An 18,425-nucleotide genomic window follows, 5' to 3' on the forward strand; every position below is an offset into this window, starting at 1 on the left:
GGCGGTCGCGACTGGACCACTTCCGCGATGTGGACTAGACCAGCGGGGGTGCCGACGGTATACAGAGGGGATCCCCGTCCGTGGAGCGGGGATCACGGAGCGTGGGGCTCTGCTCCCCATGAAGCCGTGCCACGATGTGAGCCGTGACCGACGCCTTGTCGGTCGCATCGGCATCCGGAGCCGGGAAGGCAGAGCATGAGCACCGAGGTCAGCAGTGCGGAGAGCGAGGGCGGGACGACCGTCCGCACCGCGCGCGTGCCCAAGTACTACCGTCTGAAGAAGCATCTGCTCGACATGACGGAGACGCTGGCGCCGGGCACGCCGGTGCCGCCCGAGCGCACGCTGGCCGCGGAGTTCGACACCTCCCGCACGACGGTGCGCCAGGCGTTGCAGGAGCTGGTCGTCGAGGGTCGGCTCGAACGCATCCAGGGCAAGGGCACGTTCGTCGCCAAGCCGAAGGTGTCCCAGGCGCTGCAACTGACCTCGTACACGGAGGACATGCGCGCGCAGGGCCTGGAGCCCACCTCGCAGCTGCTGGACATCGGCTACATCACGGCCGACGACACGCTCGCCGGGCTGCTCGACATCTCGCCCGGCGGCCGGGTGCTGCGCATCGAGCGGCTGCGGCTGGCGAGCGGCGAGCCGATGGCGATCGAGACTACGCACCTGTCCGCCAAGCGCTTCCCGGCGCTGCGCCGCTCGCTGGTGAAGTACACCTCCCTCTACACGGCGCTCGCGGAGGTCTACGACGTCCGTCTCGCGGAGGCCGAGGAGACCATCGAGACCTCGCTGGCCACCCCGCGCGAGGCGGGTCTGCTCGGCACGGACGTGGGCCTGCCGATGCTGATGCTCTCCCGCCACTCGCTGGACCGCGAGGGCAAGCCGGTGGAGTGGGTGCGGTCCGTCTACCGGGGGGACCGCTACAAGTTCGTGGCCCGGCTCAAGCGGCCCGCGGAGTAACCCGGCAGCGCCTTCCGGACCCGGTCACGACCGCCTGGTCACGACCGATATGCGGACGAGGGCTTCCGCTTTCATGACGCGGTCACCTACATTGCCTGCGCATTACACAGGTGCACAGGTGACCAGTGAGGGGACGGAGCCGCATGTCCGATCAGCCAGATGCAGCCAGAGCGGCGGTGGTGACGCCGATGCGCGTCGTCATCGCCCTCTGCCTTGTAGCACCCTTCGTCGCGATGCTGTGGGTCGGCTCGTACGCCAAGACGGACCCCGCGTTCATCGGCATCCCGTTCTTCTACTGGTACCAGATGCTGTGGGTGCTCATCTCCACGGCGCTGACGATGCTCGCGTACAAGCTGTGGCAGCGTGACCAGCGCTCCCGTGCCGGCCAGAAGGGGGGTGCGTCGCAGTGAAGGACGGCGTGAACGGCGTCGCGCTCGGCGTCTTCATCTTCTTCTTCCTGGCCGTCACGGTCATGGGCTTCCTGGCGGCGCGCTGGCGCAGGGCCGACAACGAGCACAGCCTCGACGAGTGGGGCCTCGGCGGCCGCTCGTTCGGGACCTGGATCACCTGGTTCCTGCTGGGCGGCGACCTGTACACCGCGTACACGTTCGTGGCCGTGCCGGCGGCGATCTACGCGGCGGGCGCCTCGGGTTTCTTCGCGGTGCCCTACACCATCCTGGTGTACCCGCTGATCTTCACCTTCCTGCCGCGGCTGTGGTCGGTCTCGCACCGGCACGGGTACGTCACGACCTCGGACTTCGTGCGTGGCCGGTTCGGTTCGAAGGGCCTATCGCTGGCGGTGGCGCTCACCGGCATCCTGGCGACCATGCCGTACATCGCGCTCCAGCTGGTGGGCATCCAGGCGGTGCTGGACGTGATGGGCGTGGGCGGCGGCGAGAACACCAACTGGTTCGTGAAGGACCTGCCGCTGCTGATCGCCTTCGGTGTGCTGGCCGCGTACACGTACTCGTCGGGGCTCAGGGCGCCCGCCCTGATCGCGTTCGTGAAGGACACGCTGATCTACATCGTCATCGCGGTGGCGATCATCTACATCCCGATCAAGCTGGGCGGCTTCGACGACGTCTTCACGAAGGCGGGCCAGGCGTTCGCACAGGTCAACCCGGCGACGGGCAAGCCGCGCGGGGCCCTCGCGCCCTCGGAGGCGACCCAGTGGACGTACGCCACGCTGGCGCTGGGCTCGGCGCTCGCGCTGTTCATGTACCCGCACTCGATCACCGCGACGCTGTCCTCGCGCAGCCGTGAGGTGATCCGCCGCAACACCACCATCCTGCCGCTGTACTCGCTGATGCTGGGCCTGCTGGCGCTGCTGGGCTTCATGGCGATCGCGGCGGGTGTGAAGGTCAAGAACGGGCAGCTGGCGATTCCGCAGCTGTTCGAGAACATGTTCCCGGACTGGTTCGCCGGCGTGGCCTTCGCGGCGATCGGCATCGGTGCGCTGGTGCCCGCGGCGATCATGTCGATCGCGGCCGCGAACCTGTTCACCCGCAACATCTACAAGGACTTCATCAAGCCGGACGCGACGGCAGCGGAGGAGACCAGGGTCTCCAAGATCGTGTCGCTGCTGGTGAAGGTGGGCGCCCTGGTCTTCGTCCTGACCATGGACAAGACGGTCGCCATCAACTTCCAGCTGCTCGGCGGCATCTGGATCCTGCAGACCTTCCCGGCCCTGGTCGGCGGTCTGTTCACCCGCTGGTTCCACCGCTGGGCGCTGCTCGCCGGCTGGGCGGTCGGCATGGTCTACGGCACGCTGGCGGCCTACGGTGTCGCGTCCCCGACCCAGCGGCACTTCGGCGGCTCCGCCAAGGAGATCCCCGGCATCGGGGAGATCGGCTACATCGGCCTGACGGCGTTCGTGATGAACGTGGTGGTGACGGTGGTGCTGACGTTCGTCCTGAAGGCGCTGAAGGCTCCGGAGGGCATCGACGAGACGAAGCCGGAGGACTACACGGCGGACGCGGGCGACCCGGGGGTGCAGGTGGAGCTGCCGCCGGCCACGGCCGGCACCTCGCACTGAGTCCACGCCGTACGCGGGCCAACGGGCCGTCGGAGCCGATCCGGCGGCCCGTTGTCGTACCCGTCGGGCACACTCGGGCTCATGGATCTCACCATCCGGCCGGCGACCCCCGACGAGTACGACACGCTCGGCGAGATCACCGCGCAGGCCTATCTCCGGGACGGCCTCCTCGACTTCGGTGAGAGCGACGCCTACCTCGACGAACTGAAGGACGTGTCAGGGCGGGCGGCCGCAGCAGAGGTGCTGGTGGCCGTGGCGGACGGGCATGTTCTCGGCGGCGTCACCTTCGTACCGACCAGCCGCAGCCCCATGGCCGACATCGCGGGACCGGGGGAGGCCGAGATACGAATGCTCGCGGTCGCGCACGCCGCCCGCGGCCGGGGAGCGGGAGAGGCTCTCGTCCGGGCCTGCGTCGACCGCGCACGGGCCACGGACGGCTGCGTACGGGTCGTCCTGTCGACCCAGCGCACGATGCGCACCGCCCATCGCATCTATGAACGCCTGGGCTTCGTTCGCACACCCGAGCGGGACTGGAACCCCCTCCCCCAGCTCGACGACATCACTCTCCTCACCTACGAGTTGACGCTCTGAGGCGGTTGCGACACAACATCTGGGGGTGGCGCCGCAGCCCGGCACAAGATGTATGCTCATGCTCGCTGTCGCCGCAGGGGAATCCGGTGCGAATCCGGAACTGTCCCGCAACGGTGTACTCGTACACGTATGCCCGCATGCCGTCGTACGAGCGTCAGTCCGAGGACCTGCCGACAGTGCGCCCGGCCGTCCGGTCCGGGTGCCCTGACGTCCGGGCCTCGCGGAATGGGCCGGTGGACGCGACGCCGCGTGCGCTCGTGAGCTGCCCCCTGCCCTCCGCCAGGTCCCGTGCCGAGCGAGGGAGAGCCCCACGTGACCATCGCGCCAGCCGATCCGGCTTCAGCCACGGGCCTGGAATTCGACGGTCCCGGTGCCGCGCTGCTGCGGACCCTGACCGAGCTGACCGCCGACCTTCCCGACGCCGACCCCGGCCGGGTCGCCGCCGCCGCGCTGCGCGGCCGGTCCGCCCGTGCCGACGAGGCCGAACTGCGCGAGCTGGCCACGGAGGCCGCCGCGGGCCTCATCTCCGAGGACCCCGCCTACTCGAAGCTGGCCGCCCGCCTGCTGACCATCGGCATCCGCGCCGAGGCCGCCTCCCAGGGCGTCACGTCGTTCACCGAGTCCATCGCCGTCGGCCACCGGGAAGGACTCATCGCGGACCGCACCGCCGAGTTCGTGCGCCTGCACGCCGACCGTCTCGACGTCCTGGTGGACGAGCTGGCCGACGACCGCTTCGGCTACTTCGGCCTGCGCACCCTGCACAGCCGCTACCTCCTGCGCCACCCGATCACCCGCAAGGTCGTCGAGACGCCCCAGCACTTCATGCTCCGCGTCGCCTCCGGGCTCGCCGAGGACACTGCGTTCGATCCGCAGACGGGCAGCCGGGCGGTGGACGACGTCGCCGCGCTCTACGGGCTCATGAGCCGGCTCGACTACCTCCCCTCCTCCCCCACCCTCTTCAACTCCGGCACCCGGCACCCCCAGATGTCGTCCTGCTACCTCCTCGACTCCCCGAAGGACGAGCTGGACTCCCTCTACGAGCGCTACCACCAGGTCGCCCGCCTCTCCAAGCACGCCGGCGGCATCGGCATCGCCTTCTCCCGCGTCCGCTCCCGCGGCTCCCTGATCCGCGGCACCAACGGGCACTCCAACGGCATCGTCCCGTTCCTGAAGACCCTCGACGCCTCGGTCGCCGCCGTGAACCAGGGCGGCCGGCGCAAGGGTGCCGCCGCCGTCTACCTGGAGACCTGGCACGTGGACATCGAGGAGTTCCTGGAACTGCGGGACAACACCGGCGAGGACGCCCGCCGCACTCACAACCTCAACCTCGCGCACTGGATCCCGGACGAGTTCATGCGCCGGGTCGCCGCCGACGAGCGGTGGTCGCTGTTCTCCCCCTCGGACGTGCCCGAGCTGGTCGACCTGTGGGGCGAGGAGTTCGACGCCGCCTACCGCAGGGCCGAGGCGGCAGGTCTCGCCAAGAAGACGATCCCGGCCCGGGACCTGTACGGCCGCATGATGCGGACCCTGGCGCAGACCGGCAACGGCTGGATGACGTTCAAGGACGCCGCCAACCGCACCGCCAACCAGACGGCCGAGCCGGGCCACGTGATCCACTCCTCCAACCTCTGCACGGAGATCCTGGAGGTCACGGACGACGAGGAGACGGCGGTCTGCAACCTGGGGTCGGTCAACCTGGGCGCGTTCGTGGCCGACGGCGACATGGACTGGGAGCGGCTGGACGCCACCGTCCGCACCGCCGTCACCTTCCTCGACCGCGTCGTCGACATCAACTTCTACCCCACCGAGCAGGCGGCCCGCTCCAACGCCAGGTGGCGCCCCGTCGGCCTCGGCGCTATGGGCCTGCAGGACGTCTTCTTCAAGCTGCGGCTGCCCTTCGACTCCCCCGCGGCCACGGCATTGTCCACGCGGATCGCCGAGCGCATCATGCTCGCCGCGTACGAGGCCTCCGCGGACCTCGCCGAGCGGCACGGCCCGCTTCCGGCCTGGGAGAAGACCCGTACCGCCCGGGGCGTGCTGCACCCCGACCACTACGACGTCGAGACGGCCTGGCCGGAGCGCTGGGCGGCCCTGCGCGAACGCATCACCGCGGTCGGCATGCGCAACTCGCTGCTGCTCGCCATCGCGCCCACCGCGACCATCGCGTCCATCGCGGGCGCCTACGAATGCATCGAGCCCCAGGTCTCCAACCTCTTCAAGCGCGAGACCCTGTCCGGCGAGTTCCTCCAGGTCAACTCGTACCTGGTGCGGGACCTGAAGGAGCTGGGTGTCTGGGACGCCCGCACCCGTGAGGCGCTGCGCGAGTCCAACGGCTCGGTGCAGGACTTCGCGTGGATCCCCGAGGACGTGCGGCAGCTCTACCGCACGGCGTGGGAGATCCCGCAGCGCGGCCTGATCGACATGGCGGCGGCGAGGACCCCCTTCCTCGACCAGTCCCAGTCCCTGAACCTCTTCATGGAGACGCCGACCATCGGCAAGCTCTCCTCGATGTACGCGTACGCCTGGAAGCAGGGCCTGAAGACGACGTACTACCTGCGCTCGCGCCCGGCGACCCGCATCGCCCGCGCCGCCCAGGCCGCCATCCCCGTACAGCAGCCGGCCCCCGAAGAGGCCGTCGCCTGCTCCCTGGAAAACCCCGAGTCCTGCGAGGCCTGCCAGTAATTCCCGCCCGCCACCCGACCACCACCCCTGGAGGACGGCGCTTCGCGCCGACGGTAATGACTAACCAGAACCTGCTCGACCCCGGCTTCGAGCTGACCCTGCGCCCCATGCGCTACCCCGACTTCTACGAGCGCTACCGGGACGCCATCAAGAACACCTGGACCGTGGAGGAGGTCGACCTCCACTCGGACGTCGCCGACCTCGCCAAGCTCACCCCGGGCGAGCAGCACCTGATCGGCCGCCTGGTGGCCTTCTTCGCGACCGGCGACTCGATCGTCGCCAACAACCTGGTGCTGACCCTCTACAAGCACATCAACTCCCCCGAAGCGCGCCTGTACCTGTCGAGGCAGCTCTTCGAGGAGGCCGTCCACGTCCAGTTCTACCTGACGCTGCTGGACACCTACCTTCCAGACCCGGACGACCGGGCGGCGGCCTTCGCGGCCGTGGAGAACATTCCGTCCATCCGTGAGAAGGCCGAGTTCTGCTTCACATGGATGGACTCGGTCGAGAAGATCGAGCGCCTGGAGACCAGGGCGGACCGCCGCCGGTTCCTCCTCAACCTCATCTGCTTCGCCGCATGCATCGAGGGCCTGTTCTTCTACGGCGCCTTCGCGTACGTCTACTGGTTCCGCAGCCGGGGCCTGCTGCACGGCCTGGCCACCGGCACCAACTGGGTGTTCCGCGACGAGACGATGCACATGTCGTTCGCGTTCGACGTCGTGGACACCGTCCGCAAGGAGGAGCCGGACCTCTTCGACGACGAGCTCCGGCAGCAGGTCACCGACATGCTCCGGGAGGCTGTCGAGGCCGAGCTGCAGTTCGCCCGCGACCTGTGCGGTGACGGCCTGCCGGGCATGAACACCGACTCGATGCGGCAATACCTGGAGTGCGTCGCCGACCAGCGCCTCACGCGCCTCGGCTTCGCCCCGGTGTACGGCTCGGAGAACCCCTTCTCCTTCATGGAGCTGCAGGGCGTCCAGGAGCTGACCAACTTCTTCGAGCGGCGTCCGTCGGCGTACCAGGTCGCGGTGGAGGGCACCGTCGACCTGGACGAGGACTTCTGAGCACCTGCCGGCGCAGGTTCGGGCGGCTCGCGGGCCGTCCGAACCTGCGCCGGGTGCGAGGGATCAGCGGGGCAGGGCCCGCAGCAGCAGCCTGCGCGGGCGGAGCGTGATGCCGATGCGGGGCCCGGGCTCTGATCCGGGTGCCTGTTCGAAGCGGTAGGCGGAGGCCATCGCCGCGGTGAGAAGCGTGAGTTCGGCCATCGAGAAGTGGTCGCCCGGGCACTTGCGGTTGCCGACGCCGAACGGGGTCATCGCGTGCTTGGGGACCTCCTTGGCCCGCTCCGGAAGCCATCGGTCTGGGTCGAACTCCAGATGCCGCCCGTAGGAGCGCGGATCACGCTGGATCGCGTACGGGCTGTAGACGACGTCGGCCCCGGCCGGAATGCGGTACCCGCCGAGCTGTGTGTCGGCCACCGCCCGCCGCGTCAATATCCATACCGCGGGATGCAAACGCATTGTCTCGACGATGACGTGCGCGGTGTACGTCAGCTTCCGGACGTCCTCGAATGCCACCGGCCGGTCCCCCACGACGGTTTTCACCTCGTCGCGGATCTTGTCGCCCTGATCCGGGCGCTCGGAGAGGACCTTCAGGAGCGACATGATCATGGAACCGACGGTTTCGCTTCCGGCGGTGATGATGGCGACGACCTGGTCGTGGATCTCCTGTTCCCCGATGGCATCGCCATTCTCGTCCTTCGCCTCCAGCAAAGCCGTCAGCAAATCGTCCGGCTTTTGACCGGATGCCCGGCGGTCGGCGACGATCTCGTCGACCAGGAGATGCAGATCGGCCAATGCCCGGTTGAATTCGCGGTTGGCCGGAAGCGGCAGGCGATAAAGCGGCCCCAGAGGCAGGACCATGCGCTGGTACATACCGCTGAACAGTGTGGTGAGCGCCGCGCAGATCCGCTCGGCCCGGGCGTCCATGTAACTGCCGCGCATCAGGCAGCGGGTGGCGACGCGGACGGCCACGCGGAAGGCCTCCGTGGTGGCGTCCACGACGGCGCCGGAGCGCCAGCGTTCCACGAGCGCGTGTGCCTCCTCCGCCATGATCGGGCCGTATGCGGGGACGGCCTCGAGCCGGAAGGCGGGCTGGATGGCCCGCCTCTGGCGCCTGTGCAGCGGCCCGTTGCTGGTGGCCACGCCCTGCTTGCCGAGCAGGTCCTCGAGGGACTCCCACAGCGCCCCACCGATCTGGAAGTCGGTGCTGAGCGCGAGGGCGCCGGCGAGTTCGGGGCTGGTGACCGCGTACAGCGTCTTCGGGCCGATCCTCAGCCGTACGACGTCGCCGTCGTCACGCAGCCGGGTGAGGAAGCCGAGCGGGTCGCGGGCCAGTTTCCAGCCGTGTCCGAGACCGGGGACACCGCCCGCGGCGAGCGGCGGAACAGACGGCTCCGTGGCCGCCTGGGTCCTGACCGATTCCAGCGTCATTTCTCACCTGCCGCTTCGTTGTCGACATACGGGGGTGTCGACCGGTCGTCCCAGCTGTCGACCCGGTACCGGCCGGACTCGTGGTGGAACCAGTACACGGTGCTGAACCAGTTCCGCATGTTTGCGACGATCGCTCTGACCGCGATGCCCAGTTCCTTTTCCCGCACCGTCCCGTCCGCGAGGGTGTCTGCGAACCGCAGTGCCTCCTTTTCGGCGGCGACGAAATCGGTGACGCATTGCCCGACCCGTCGCCGTATTTCCGTGACGGCCTCTTCGAGCGTCAGCCGCTCATGATGGATGAGGCTGATTCCGAGATTGTGGACCTCGTCCCCCGCTAATTCCTTGGGAAGCGAACACAGGTCGTTGTACCAGGCGGCGAACTCCTGGCTCAGCAAGGCCGCCCGCCGGTATGCGGGGTGTTTCCTGACGTGCTCCGGCAGTTCGCATTCCGCGCTCAGCTCCAGCAGATCCGTCCAGATCCAGTGCGCGAAGGTGAGCCGGCGCAGTTCGAGGTAGACCTCCACCGTCGGGACGCGCCCCAGAGTGCGGTTGCGGAACTCCCGGTCGTAGGCCTCGATCACCGCGTGGAAGTGCCGGGCGAAGCGGGCGTTCCACGTGGGGCCGAGGAACGAGTACAGCCGCAGCACACTGTCCGCGAACCCGGCGACCAGGGGATCCTGATGGTGCAGATGGTCCGCGGGAGAGTCCAGGGCCCTGTGCAGTCGCGACCTCAGCCTCCCCCAGGCAGCGGGCCGACGGTGCACGATGTCGCGGTCGTGGCGGTCGTCCCAGACGAAGAACCACGCGCTGTAGTCGGCTATCGCCTGCAGGACCTCGTCGGGGGCGCCGATGTAGTAGCCCGCCATGAGGTCGGTGTAGCACAGTCCGTCGGCATATTCCTCGACCTTGTCCGCCGGCATGAGCCGCTTTTCCAGCAGCCAGGAACGTGTCTTCTCCTGCAGGCGGGGCCAATACGGGTGCAGTCGACGGGGAAACGCGGCCTCGATCACCGGCAGCCGGAGCGCCGGTGGAACCGCGACCGCGGTCGCCGTCGGTGAAGTGCTGTGTGGGAAAGCTGGCACGAACAAACCCCTCTCAGCGGCCGGTTGGCGCCGCGCCCCCTCCGTCGTGCCGGGCGCACCGCCGTCGCGTTGTCCCGCGCATTCCATTCAGCACTACAACTGACCGGCATGGGAACGGATTTGCTCTACTCACTCCTCTACTGTGCCGAGATTCTCCCCTTGTGTGACTGATTAAGGTTCAGTTCATGCGTACAAGGGGTCGAATGTGCGACGCACACATGAACGCGAGCACCTACGCGAACGGCGCCGGGCAGGGCGGAGTGCCGGCCCGGCGCCGTCGACCAGGAGGTGCCGGGGGTGTCCGAGACACCCCCATGGGGCTCAGTCGTTGGCCACCACGGGGTAGCGGGGCTCGTTCTCGGCCATCTGCCGCAGGGCGTCCTTGCGTTCGCGCTTGGAGAGCCGGTCGATGTAGAGGTAGCCGTACAGATGGTCCGTCTCGTGCTGCAGACACCGCGCGAAGTAGCCGGTGCCGCGCACCTTGATCGGGTTGCCCTTCTCGTCCTGCCCCGTGACCTCGGCGTAGTCGGGGCGGGCGAGCGGCGCGTAGGCGGTCGGCACGGACAGGCAGCCCTCGTTGCTGTCGTCCAGACGGCGCTTGTCGGCGGGCAGGTCGACGAGCTTGGGATTGCAGACCACGCCCACGTGGCGCACGCCCTCGTCGTCCTGGCAGTCGTAGACGAAGACCTTCAGATCGACACCGATCTGGTTGGCGGCCAGGCCCACGCCCTCCGCCGTGCGCTGGCTGGCGAACATGTCCGCGACCAGCTGCTCGAGCTCCTCGCCGAACTCGGTGACGTTCTTGCACTCCTTGTGCAGCACCGGGTTCCCGACGACCGTGATCGGCCGCGAGGTGCCACGCTCCCGCCAGGCCGTCTCGCGCTCCTCGCAGTCCTCCGTGTCGACGACGAAACCCTCGTCGTCGACGGGGAGCACGCCCGCGTGCTGCTGATCGGTGTCCTGCTGCGCCATGACCGACGTACGCCTTCCTGCAACCATGGGAAATCTGCGAGTACAGCCTACGGGGCGTGGTCGGGTGTCCTCCCCGGGGCGACCGGTGAAGGCCCGGTCAACACACCTCTTCGAGGTCGCGCCAGTCACGGGAATCAGGACTGTCCGCGACCCACCCGTCCAGCAGCCCCCGAACGAGCGAAGCCGGCGCGGCCACCCCGCACTCCCGCTCGGGCACCCACAGCTGCCCGTCCGTGCGGTGCCCCAGCGGCCCCGGGTGGCCGGGCTCGCTGTGGTCGTGCGGGTCGAGGTGCTCGCCGTCGCCCTCGTCGGCCGGCATCCGGGACTCGGAACACGTACGGCACAGCAGCCGCACGGACGAGGACCAGTCCTCCGCGGCGAACCCGGCGTCGGCGGCCAGCTGTTCCAGCGCGTCGCGGTCGGCCTCCGTGGCGGCCTCCAGCAGGACCACCCAGGTGGGCACCGGCGAGGGCGCCCACAGCTCGATCTCGTCGAAGACGGGATAGGTGTGCCCGGCGGCCGTCGTGCGCTCCCCGTGCGGTACCCCGTCGTGCAGCACGACCTCGCCCCAACGGCGCCCGGAGGACGGCAGCGGGATGGAGAGCACCTCGATCCGGGCGGGGTCCAGCCGGCGGCCCCAGACCACCTCGGCCTCGCCCTCCGGTGACAGCCGCACGGCCGCACTGCCCAGCTCCATCCCGGCGGGCTCCGAGGAGACCGCGGCGCCCCCCGGCACCTTCAGCCCGTACGCCTGCCAGGCGCGGCGGGCCAGCGGCCAGTCCTGCAGGGCGGTGGCGGCGATGCCCACGTTCCACCAGTCGGGCGCCCCGGTCTCCTTCTCGAGCAACGCAACCGCGCGCAGCCCGGCGGCACGGGCCTGCTCCCAGTCGTGGCGGAACTTGTGCAGCAGCGCCAGGTTGAACCAGGACTCCGAAAGCCAGGGCTCCAGATCCGCGGCACGGGTCAGCAGCGCTCCCGCGTCCTCGTACCGGCCGTCACCGATCAGGGTGAACGCGCGGTCGGTGGCCTGCCGCCAGGAGGCGGAGGGCCGGTGCCGTCCTTTCCCGAAGATCCTCACGATTCCGCCTGCCAGTCCCTTGCGATTCCCGCCTGCCGGATTCCTGCCGTCTGCGGGGCCACGGACCGAGCGTGCCCCCGAACACCCTCTCCTCGCATCCAACCACGTACGGCCGGACGGGCGCTCATTACCCATGGGTTACCCCACCGCTGGGGCCCTCAGACCGTCTCGCTGCAGCACTCGTGCGAGTGATTCCACGACCTCCGGCTGGTAGTCGCGGGCGCACGCGAGCCGCAGCCGCTCCAGCGCGCTGAGCGGTCCCCCCGGTCCCGTCTCTTCCCTCGACATCTCCTCGTACGCGTTGACCGCCCGGATGATTCTGGCGCTCACCGGCTGTTCGCGGTAGGGGTCGGCCTGCCGTTCCACGACGACGGCCACCTCGGCGTCCACGCCGGTCTGACGCACCACGGCGCCGCCGAGCAGGGCGATGCGCCGCTGCTCCTCGGCGGGCAGCCGGGCGGTGGCGCCGGCGGGTACGGGGTCGACCAGGCTGAGCTGCCCGATGTCGTGCATGAGGGCCGCGTGCTCCAGGACGGTCAGCTCGGGCTCGGTGAGGCCCATCTCACGGCCGACGGCCCGGCTGAGCTCGGCCACGCGGCGAGCGTGCCCGGGGGGCGTGTACCCGGCGATCTCGGTGGCACGGGCCAGGGAGGCGATGGTCTGCCGGTAGGTGGTGCGCACGGCCGCGTAGCGCCGGTAGGAGAGCTGGGTGAGCAGCAGCGGCAGCGAGAAGACGGGCAGCGCCCACAGGCCGACGACCGCGACGGCCAGGGACATCACGGCTCCCGTGGCGCACACCGCGGAGCCGATGCCGCGCCTGCCGCGCAGCTCGTCGCGCAGCAGCGGCCCGAACGGCCAGCGGGTCCGGCAGTGCGCGAGCACGGCGGCGAGCACGGCGTCGCAGAGGGTGGTCAGGACGAGCAGGGCGACGGCGATCAGCGCGTACGCGGGTCCGCTCCGGTGCTGCTGCAGTCCGCCGTGGTGGAAGAGGGGCTGGAAGCAGACGGCGGTGAAGCCGACGGTGAGCAGGCGGCGGGTGAGGTGGTCGGTGGTGCGGCCGCGCCCGCGGGCCACGTGCGGCACACAACCTGCGAGGGAGGCCGCGAGCACCACCGCGACGACCTGGGGCACGCCGTGGTGGGTGGCCCGGCCGGCGGTCTCTGCGAGGAGGGCGTAGGCGAGCGCCCCGGCCGCCCCGAGGGGTGCGGGCTCGCGTTCGCCGCTTCCGCTCCACCGGCCGAGCTCGCCGGCGCCGACGAGCACCCCGAAGGCGAGGGCGGCACCCGGCTCCTCGAGGCCGTGCCAGAGGGTGTGGGCGAGAGAGCCTGCGCCGAGGAGCCAGGCCGCCGCGTGGGCGAGGACGAGGGGGAGGCGGCCGGCGGTCATGCACCGCCCCCGCCGGGTCCCCGCCCGGCCGGACGGCCGGCCAGGGGCAGGGCCGGAGGCGGTACGTTTCCGCGCGCCCGGACTTCCCGGGCCTCCTGGCGCCGTTCCTCGTCCGCGGTCACCACCGGGTGCCAGCCCCACCGTGCCAGGGCCCGGACGAACGCCCGTACCATCGCCGGGTCGAACTGGGACCCCGCACACCGCTGGAGTTCTTCCAGAGCCGCGGCGACGGGGCGGGCCCGCCGGTAGGAGCGGGTGGAGGTCATGGCGTCGAAGGCGTCGGCGACGGCGACCACGCGGGCGCACTCGGGGATCCGGTCGCCCGTCAGTCCGTACGGATACCCGCTGCCGTCCAGGCGTTCGTGGTGGTGGAGGATCGCGGACCGCGCCTCGTCGAGGAACCCGATGCCGCGGACCATCTCATGGCCGTACTCGGGGTGCAGTTCGATGATCCGCCGCTCCTCGGGGGTGAGCGGCCCGTCCTTGCGCAGCAGCCGGGTGGGCACGCCGAGTTTGCCCACGTCGTGCAGGATCCCGGCGAAGCGCAGCACCTCGACGCGTTCGTCGTCCATGCCCAGTTCGCGGGCGATCATCACCGAGGCCTGTCCGACCCGTTCGCTGTGCCCGCGTGTGTAGCCGTCCTTGATGTCGACCGCCTGGACGAGTGCGCGGATCGTGGCCTGATGGGCCGCCCGCTCGCGGTGGTACTGGGCGAAGACCCAGCAGGAGACGTACATGGGCAGCAGCACGAGCAGAGCCGCGAGGGGCCCGTACGTGCTGCGCCACAGCACGGCCATCATCAGTCCGGCCAGGCCGTGCACGGTGACGGGCGCGAGGGAGCGCAGGAAGAGGCCGCGCCAGGCGGTGTGCGCCGGTACGCGCTCGGTGAGCGCCAGGATCCCGCCGTCGAGGGCGGTGAGCGCCAGGCAGAACGCCACAACGGCGGCGCCCGCGGGCAGGAGCGCGTACGGGAAGCGGGGGCCGACGACCGCGTCGTGGCCGCCGAGCGACCAGTGCACCCGGGAGGCCGCCCACACGGCCAGGGCGAGCTGTGCGGCCCGCCAGGTGCGGCGCAGCCAGGCCGGCCGCCCGTCGACCCGGGCGAGCAGGGCGCCCGGCAACGGCACGAGCGCGGCAGCCGGGGGCGGCAGCAGGAAGGCGCCGGCGAGCAGCACGGGGAAGAACGTGCCCATACCGACGGGTGCGTGGCGGCCCACGAGGGAGCACCGGGGGACCTGCTCGCAGCCGGCGTAGAGCACGGCGAGCAGGGCGACCGCCCACCAGGGGACGGGCAGCTCCGGCACGGGAGCCACGCAGAACAGGGCTGCCAGGGCCGCACAGCCGACGTACACGTGGCCCCAAGGCCGATCCGGTCCCACGACGCCACCTCCCGCCGACCGGCGCCCGGTCCTGGAACGGGGCGGGCCCGGTCATGCCCCATTCAGGCTCGGGAGCCTAGGGGGGCAGGTGGCGCACCGGGGCGGCATTGGCCGAATCCATGGGCCTCCGGCCCGCGGATTAGCACGTTCGAGTGACGAACTGCCGAGGATTGACCGAGCGTCCGAACTTGAGTTCAGGACTCCTGGGGAGTCGCGGTCACATCGTGCTCGGGGACCGTCTGGCCGGAGCGGATCAGCTCGATGCGACCCATGACCTTCGCCCGCAGGTCCGTCGGCACGTCGTCATGGCCGCAGCACCGCTTGACCAGCTTCTTCACGGCCTGCTCCAGCCCGTACTTCTCCAGGCAGGGAGAGCACTCCTTGAAGTGCTGCTGGAACTTCGTGCGGTCGACGTCCGGCATCTCACTGTCGAGGAACTCGTAGAGATGGTCCAGGACCTCACTGCAGTCCGTCTCGTGCGGCTCTCCGCAGCTCATGAGCCCGAGCCTTTCTCGTTCGACTCTCCGGCGCCGGCCGGGACCAGCCCGCGCTCGCGGGCGTAGTCCTCGAGCATGCCGCGCAGTTGACGGCGCCCCCGGTGCAGCCGGGACATCACCGTGCCGATGGGTGTCCCCATGATGTCGGCGATCTCCTTGTAGGCAAAGCCCTCTACGTCCGCGAGGTAGACGGCGATGCGGAATTCCTCGGGGATCGCCTGGAGCGCTTCCTTGACGTCCGAGTCGGGAAGGTGGTCGAGCGCCTGCGACTCCGCCGAGCGCAGACCGGTCGACATGTGCGACTCGGCGCGTGCCAGCTGCCAGTCCTCGATCTCCTCGGCCGCGCTGCGCTGGGGTTCGCGCTGCTTCTTGCGGTACGAGTTGATGAACGTGTTGGTCAGGATCCGGTACAGCCAGGCCTTGAGGTTGGTGCCCTCGCGGAACTGGTGGAAGGACGCGTACGCCTTCGCGTACGTCTCCTGCACCAGGTCCTCGGCGTCGGCCGGGTTGCGCGTCATGCGCAGCGCGGCCGAGTACATCTGGTCGAGGAATTCGAGCGCGTCCCGCTCGAAGCGCGCACTGCGCTCGGCGGACGACTCCATGCCCGTGCCCCGGCCCTCGGGCTGCTCCGCCTGGCCGTAGTCGGTCCCTGCGTCGGTACCGGTGACCGGACCCACCTCCTCCAACGACGTGGCAGGACCGAAACCGATCCCACTCGAATCGGAGGATAGACGAACATCGTTGCCCGCCGCCGCTCGAATCGGAGCGGTCTTGGCCGCGTGCAGCACCGTCCAGTCCAGGTCAGCACTGCTGCTACGGCTCGGGCAGATGATCGAACCCATGCGGCGGACTTCCTCTCGTCGGTGCGTACAGCACGCCGGGTGCTGTCTGATCCCGACAACAGTGGTCCACCCCGCAACATTCCCGGACGTCACCCGAGTGACGTGACCCACTTCACCGCGGCGTCGGTGATCGTCTCCAGCGCCTGCTCCTGAGTGGTGTCCGCGCGCTTGGGCACCGCGAAGCCGTGGTCGCCGTACGACACCTCGACGATCTCGTAGGAGCCCCGGGGGAACTCGTCCGGCCTGCCGAACGGGTCGTTGCCGCCCTGCACCACCAGCGTGGGCACGCCCGCGCCCAGCAGTTCGTCCGCCCGGGACTTCTCCGGCCTGCCCGGCGGATGCAGCGGGAAGCTCAGGGCGAGGACCGCGTGCGCGCCCACCTCGGCGGCGGTGCGGCAGGCGACCCGGGCCCCGGCGCTGCGTCCGCCCGCGATCACCGGCAGCCCGGGGGCGGCGAGCGCGGGCCACACCCCGCGCCACCCCAGATCCAGCGTCTTCGGCGCGGGCGCCACCTTCTTGCCGGCGACGCGCCAGGGCTGCTCCACGAGCGCGACGCTCACACCGTGCGCGGGCAGGACCCGGGCGAGTGCCTGGAGGTCGCGTGCCTCGATGCCGCCGCCGGCGCCGTGGCTCACGGCCAGGACCAGCCTCGCCCGCTTCGCCCGGTGCCAGGTGACGCGGGCCGTACCGGCGTCCGTCTCGACGCTCTGTGTCACATCGGTCACGTCAGAAGAGTGTGCCCTCTTCGGGCCCCGCCAGCTCCTTCAGCAGCTCCGGGCCGTTGTTGCGGACGTTGCTCACCGCCGTGGAGACCGGGTAGGCGCGCATCAGGCCCGGGGGTGGCGGGTCCAGCAGGGAGCGCAGGTCGTGGGGGTCCGTACGGGAGGGGTCGAGCCAGGCGTCCCAGCGGTCCGGGGTCAGCATCAGCGGCATCCGGGGATGGATGTCGGCCAGGGTGCGCGGGCCCTCGGCCGGGGCCGCGGCCAGGGGTGCGGTCTCCGCCTCCGTGGTGATCACCGAGCAGGTCGCCCACCAGGCCTGCGGGTGGTCGTCGGGCAGGGTCCTGTCCCGCCAGAACTCGTACAGCCCGGCCATCGCGAAGACCGTGCCGTCGGCGGGCAGCACGAAGTACGGCTGCTTGCGCGGGCGCTTGCGCCTGCCCTCGACCTCCAGGTCGCGCTCGTCCTTGCCGGTGACCCACTCGTAGTAGCCGTCGGCGGGCAGGATGCAGCGCCGGGTGGCGAAGGCCCGTCGGTAGGACGGCTTCTCGTGCACGGTCTCGGCACGCGCGTTGATCATGCGGGCGGCGCCCTCGGGCGACTTGGCCCAGGAAGGCACGAGGCCCCACTTGAGCCTGCGCAGCTGGCGAACCGGGCGTGTGTCGTCGGCGTCCTTCAAAGGACGGTCCAGTACCGCGTAGACCTCCTTGGTCGGAGCCACGTTGTAGTCGGGCGCCGAAGACTCCTCCGGCTCCGACATCTCGATTTCAAAGATTCCTGCGAGATCCTCGGGCCTGCGACTCGCTGCGTACCGTCCGCACATGCGTGCCACACTGCCAGATCCGCCGACACCCCTGGAGCCACTCACCGCAATGGACAGCCTCGCCTCGACCTCGCTGAGCTCGCTGCCCGATCTCTGGGACGAGGTCTTCGGCAGCCAACCGGACCCCGCTCTGTGGGTGGTGATCGCCACCATGGTCGCGGCGCTCGCCCTGGTCGTCCCGCACAGCCTGTGGCGGATATCCCGAAACGCGATCACCATCGCTCACGAGGGCGGCCACGGCCTGGTCGCGCTGGTGACCGGCCGCACGCTCACCGGCATCCGGCTGCACTCGGACACCAGCGGCCTCACGGTCAGCCGTGGCAAGCCGTACGGGCTCGGCATGATCCTCACCGCCGCCGCGGGCTACACCGCTCCCCCGCTCCTCGGCCTCGGCGGCGCGGCACTGCTCGCCGCCGGGCACATCACCGCGCTGCTGTGGCTGGCGACCGCGCTGCTCGTGTCGATGCTGGTGATGATCCGCAACGCGTACGGCGCGCTGACCGTGCTGCTGACCGGCGGCACGTTCCTGGCGGTGTCCTGGCTGACCGGTCCGCAGGTGCAGGCGGCGTTCGCCTACGCTGCGGTGTGGTTCCTGCTCCTCGGCGGCGTACGCCCCGCCTTCGAGCTGCAGGCCAAGCGGTCCCGCGCGGGCGCCCGGGACTCGGACGCCGACCAGCTGGCGCGGCTGACGAACGTGCCCGCCGGGCTGTGGCTGTTCCTGTTCCACGCGGTGTCGCTGTGCTCCCTGATGGGCGGCGGACGCTGGCTGCTGCAGATGTGACGACGAACGGGGCGCTACCGTCTCGGTGTGCCGCCCCGCCGTGACGGGGCCCCTGTCGAGGGAGCCGAGAACTTTGAGGGGGAGCGACCAGCCGCGACGGCGCCGC

General features: G+C 70.3%; 17 protein-coding genes and 1 riboswitch. Of the genes, 7 read left to right on the top strand and 10 right to left on the bottom strand.

What is annotated here, in order from left to right:
- The first annotated feature begins 195 nt into the window (after window positions 1–195).
- The 6 genes from C3488_RS11690 to C3488_RS11715 all read left to right on the top strand — a co-directional run bounded on the left by C3488_RS11690 (window position 196) and on the right by C3488_RS11715 (window position 7,332).
- Entirely contained in the window at window positions 196–960 is a 765-nt protein-coding gene (locus C3488_RS11690) for a GntR family transcriptional regulator (protein WP_103839307.1), read from the top strand.
- 143 nt (window positions 961–1,103) lie between these two features.
- On the top strand, window positions 1,104–1,370 hold the full coding sequence (locus C3488_RS11695) for a DUF3311 domain-containing protein (protein ID WP_181138975.1): 267 nt from the start codon (window positions 1,104–1,106) through the stop codon (window positions 1,368–1,370).
- A complete protein-coding gene (gene mctP, locus C3488_RS11700; protein ID WP_103839309.1) occupies window positions 1,367–2,995 on the top strand; it encodes a monocarboxylate uptake permease MctP in 1,629 nt (542 codons plus the stop codon). Before C3488_RS11695 ends, mctP begins: the two co-directional genes overlap by 4 nt.
- Window positions 2,996–3,076: 81 nt before the next feature.
- Entirely contained in the window at window positions 3,077–3,586 is a 510-nt protein-coding gene (locus C3488_RS11705; RefSeq protein WP_103839352.1) for a GNAT family N-acetyltransferase, read from the top strand.
- Between the two features lie 77 nt (window positions 3,587–3,663).
- Window positions 3,664–3,754: riboswitch (cobalamin riboswitch) on the top strand.
- A 144-nt stretch (window positions 3,755–3,898) separates the two neighbouring features.
- Window positions 3,899–6,268 carry a ribonucleoside-diphosphate reductase subunit alpha gene (locus tag C3488_RS11710; RefSeq protein ID WP_103839310.1) on the top strand — a complete coding sequence of 790 codons (2,370 nt, stop codon included), beginning with the start codon at window positions 3,899–3,901 and terminating at the stop codon, window positions 6,266–6,268.
- Between the two features lie 56 nt (window positions 6,269–6,324).
- Window positions 6,325–7,332 carry a ribonucleotide-diphosphate reductase subunit beta gene (locus C3488_RS11715; protein ID WP_103839311.1) on the top strand — a complete coding sequence of 336 codons (1,008 nt, stop codon included), beginning with the start codon at window positions 6,325–6,327 and terminating at the stop codon, window positions 7,330–7,332.
- A gap of 63 nt (window positions 7,333–7,395) precedes the next feature.
- On the opposite strand, the gene C3488_RS11720 is transcribed toward C3488_RS11715, so the two are convergent.
- The 10 genes from C3488_RS11720 to C3488_RS11765 form a co-directional block, all read right to left on the bottom strand.
- A complete protein-coding gene (locus tag C3488_RS11720; protein ID WP_103839312.1) occupies window positions 7,396–8,760 on the bottom strand; it encodes a cytochrome P450 in 1,365 nt (454 codons plus the stop codon).
- Window positions 8,757–9,842, bottom strand: coding sequence for an epi-isozizaene synthase (cyc1, locus tag C3488_RS11725; protein WP_103839353.1), 1,086 nt, complete (start codon window positions 9,840–9,842; stop codon window positions 8,757–8,759). Before cyc1 ends, C3488_RS11720 begins: the two co-directional genes overlap by 4 nt.
- A gap of 321 nt (window positions 9,843–10,163) precedes the next feature.
- On the bottom strand, window positions 10,164–10,814 hold the full coding sequence (gene def / locus C3488_RS11730; protein WP_103839313.1) for a peptide deformylase: 651 nt from the start codon (window positions 10,812–10,814) through the stop codon (window positions 10,164–10,166).
- A 97-nt stretch (window positions 10,815–10,911) separates the two neighbouring features.
- Entirely contained in the window at window positions 10,912–11,892 is a 981-nt protein-coding gene (locus tag C3488_RS11735) for a hypothetical protein (protein WP_103839314.1), read from the bottom strand.
- 138 nt (window positions 11,893–12,030) lie between these two features.
- Complete coding sequence (locus C3488_RS11740; protein ID WP_103839315.1) at window positions 12,031–13,278, bottom strand: HD-GYP domain-containing protein; 1,248 nt, start codon at window positions 13,276–13,278, stop codon at window positions 12,031–12,033.
- Complete coding sequence (locus C3488_RS11745; protein ID WP_103839316.1) at window positions 13,275–14,657, bottom strand: HD-GYP domain-containing protein; 1,383 nt, start codon at window positions 14,655–14,657, stop codon at window positions 13,275–13,277. Before C3488_RS11745 ends, C3488_RS11740 begins: the two co-directional genes overlap by 4 nt.
- 194 nt (window positions 14,658–14,851) lie before the next feature.
- Window positions 14,852–15,154 (bottom strand): mycothiol system anti-sigma-R factor, encoded by a 303-nt coding sequence (rsrA, locus tag C3488_RS11750; protein WP_103839317.1) that lies wholly within the window; start codon window positions 15,152–15,154, stop codon window positions 14,852–14,854.
- Window positions 15,151–15,831 carry an RNA polymerase sigma factor SigR gene (gene sigR, locus C3488_RS11755; RefSeq protein WP_219822307.1) on the bottom strand — a complete coding sequence of 227 codons (681 nt, stop codon included), beginning with the start codon at window positions 15,829–15,831 and terminating at the stop codon, window positions 15,151–15,153. Before sigR ends, rsrA begins: the two co-directional genes overlap by 4 nt.
- 254 nt (window positions 15,832–16,085) lie before the next feature.
- Window positions 16,086–16,712, bottom strand: coding sequence for an alpha/beta family hydrolase (locus C3488_RS11760; protein ID WP_103839354.1), 627 nt, complete (start codon window positions 16,710–16,712; stop codon window positions 16,086–16,088).
- 10 nt (window positions 16,713–16,722) lie between these two features.
- Window positions 16,723–17,538, bottom strand: a complete 816-nt coding sequence (locus C3488_RS11765; protein ID WP_103839319.1) for an SOS response-associated peptidase — start codon at window positions 17,536–17,538, stop codon at window positions 16,723–16,725.
- Window positions 17,539–17,587: 49 nt separating this feature from the next.
- Between C3488_RS11765 and C3488_RS11770 the strand changes: the two genes are divergently transcribed.
- Window positions 17,588–18,319 (top strand): M50 family metallopeptidase, encoded by a 732-nt coding sequence (locus tag C3488_RS11770; protein ID WP_103839320.1) that lies wholly within the window; start codon window positions 17,588–17,590, stop codon window positions 18,317–18,319.
- The last annotated feature ends 106 nt before the right edge of the window (window positions 18,320–18,425 follow it).

The sequence above is a fragment of the Streptomyces sp. Ru72 genome (genome assembly GCF_002920635.1).
Taxonomy (GTDB): Bacteria; Actinomycetota; Actinomycetes; order Streptomycetales; family Streptomycetaceae; genus Streptomyces.

Coding starts and splice junctions, on each gene's coding strand:
- C3488_RS11705 (WP_103839352.1), top strand. CDS start 3,077: ATGGATCTCACCATCCGGCCGGCGACCCCCGACGAGTACGACACGCTC.
- rsrA (WP_103839317.1), bottom strand. CDS start 15,154: ATGAGCTGCGGAGAGCCGCACGAGACGGACTGCAGTGAGGTCCTGGAC.
- C3488_RS11720 (WP_103839312.1), bottom strand. CDS start 8,760: ATGACGCTGGAATCGGTCAGGACCCAGGCGGCCACGGAGCCGTCTGTT.
- C3488_RS11740 (WP_103839315.1), bottom strand. CDS start 13,278: ATGACCGCCGGCCGCCTCCCCCTCGTCCTCGCCCACGCGGCGGCCTGG.
- C3488_RS11695 (WP_181138975.1), top strand. CDS start 1,104: ATGTCCGATCAGCCAGATGCAGCCAGAGCGGCGGTGGTGACGCCGATG.
- C3488_RS11715 (WP_103839311.1), top strand. CDS start 6,325: ATGACTAACCAGAACCTGCTCGACCCCGGCTTCGAGCTGACCCTGCGC.
- C3488_RS11690 (WP_103839307.1), top strand. CDS start 196: ATGAGCACCGAGGTCAGCAGTGCGGAGAGCGAGGGCGGGACGACCGTC.
- def (WP_103839313.1), bottom strand. CDS start 10,814: ATGGCGCAGCAGGACACCGATCAGCAGCACGCGGGCGTGCTCCCCGTC.
- C3488_RS11770 (WP_103839320.1), top strand. CDS start 17,588: ATGGACAGCCTCGCCTCGACCTCGCTGAGCTCGCTGCCCGATCTCTGG.
- C3488_RS11765 (WP_103839319.1), bottom strand. CDS start 17,538: ATGTGCGGACGGTACGCAGCGAGTCGCAGGCCCGAGGATCTCGCAGGA.